Consider the following 1225-nt stretch of genomic DNA (forward strand, 5'->3'; position numbering starts at 1 on the left):
TAAGAGTGATTCGTAACGCTTGGCAGTTTCGCTTCGCTCAAGTATAGCCAAGCGCTGCTCACACCTTAATGCGGCGTTATGTGACAGGTGAAATTAATGGGACGCAGATATTTAAGTTTAAGCGAAGCAGAATCAGCGCTAAATCGAGGTAAAAGTATTGCGGTGTTTCTCGAAGGCTTTTTGCACGAAGGGAAAAAGTGCATTAGTTGGGCTTCTTTTTCTCTGAATAATGGAGTAGTCACCGGGAAACTATGGGCAGCACTTGACCAAGGTGATCAAGACTATTTGGATATTTGGACGTTCGAGAGTGTTTTTAGTGAATATGATGAACCCGTGAAAGAAACAACGTCACCGAATTTAACTTCCGCTTGTGTTGAACTAGGAATTGAATCATCTAAGTTTGTAAATGAATCAATAGTTCAAGATGAGTACGGTGATTACCTGAAAAATGTCACATAACAAAGCGTTTAAGACAGATTCGCAACGCTTGGCATTTTGGGTTTAAATCAGTTTTAGTGTTTACGGTACAATGGGTTAGGTTCAGTGGTGGCGTTGCTCACTACTTAACGCGGCGTTAGCAAATTTATTCGACATCCAACTCACATGGAGGAAAAGTAAGTGGAAACAGATAGAGATTCGATTATCGAATCGCATAGGCTCGCAAGCCCAGGTCTTCGTTATTTAGGACAAATCATTGATGGTGCAATAAGTGCCGCAATATTCATTTTCTTTCTTTGGCTCGGTACATTAATTGGTTTATCCCAAGACTCATCTGGCTTAATCGCCTTTTCTGCCGCTGCTTTTTATTTCCTACTTTCTGATGGTTTCGCAAAGGGTCAAAGCCTTGGTAAGAGGCTACTAGGTATCTCAGTTATAGATTCAGTTACAGGAAAAAGTTGTAGTTTTCCTCAGTCATTTTTCCGCAATGTTTTGACACCAATAATCGGCGTGATTGACGCGATCTTTATTCTAGGTAGAAGAAGACAGAGATTAGGTGACAAACTGGCGAAAACAATCGTAGTAGTAAATTAGCTAACAAACTGTTCAAGAGGGATTCGCAACGCGTGGCATTTTCACTATGCGGTGGTTTTAGTGTTTAAGGTGGTATGCGGCGGCATCGGTATTGCGTTGCTCACACCTCAACAGGGCGTTAGCTTAATCGGCAAAATGACATCTGAGCTAATATGGAAGTATCATAGTGTTGTTTATTATTAAATAGAGTGCA

The 1225-nt window shown here is 41.1% G+C and carries 2 protein-coding genes; both read left to right on the forward strand.

Annotated features, from left to right (window positions below):
* Window positions 1-96 precede the first annotated feature (96 nt).
* Window positions 97-459 carry a hypothetical protein gene (locus tag KIV41_RS16245; RefSeq protein WP_011150416.1) on the forward strand — a complete coding sequence of 121 codons (363 nt, stop codon included), beginning with the start codon at window positions 97-99 and terminating at the stop codon, window positions 457-459.
* 159 nt (window positions 460-618) lie between these two features.
* The gene (locus KIV41_RS16250; protein WP_038871220.1) at window positions 619-1032 is read left to right on the forward strand and encodes an RDD family protein; all 414 of its coding nucleotides are present in this window, start codon (window positions 619-621) and stop codon (window positions 1030-1032) included.
* The last annotated feature ends 193 nt before the right edge of the window (window positions 1033-1225 follow it).

The organism is Vibrio sp. D401a (assembly GCF_030248515.1).
GTDB classification, from domain to species: domain Bacteria; phylum Pseudomonadota; class Gammaproteobacteria; order Enterobacterales; family Vibrionaceae; genus Vibrio; species Vibrio rotiferianus.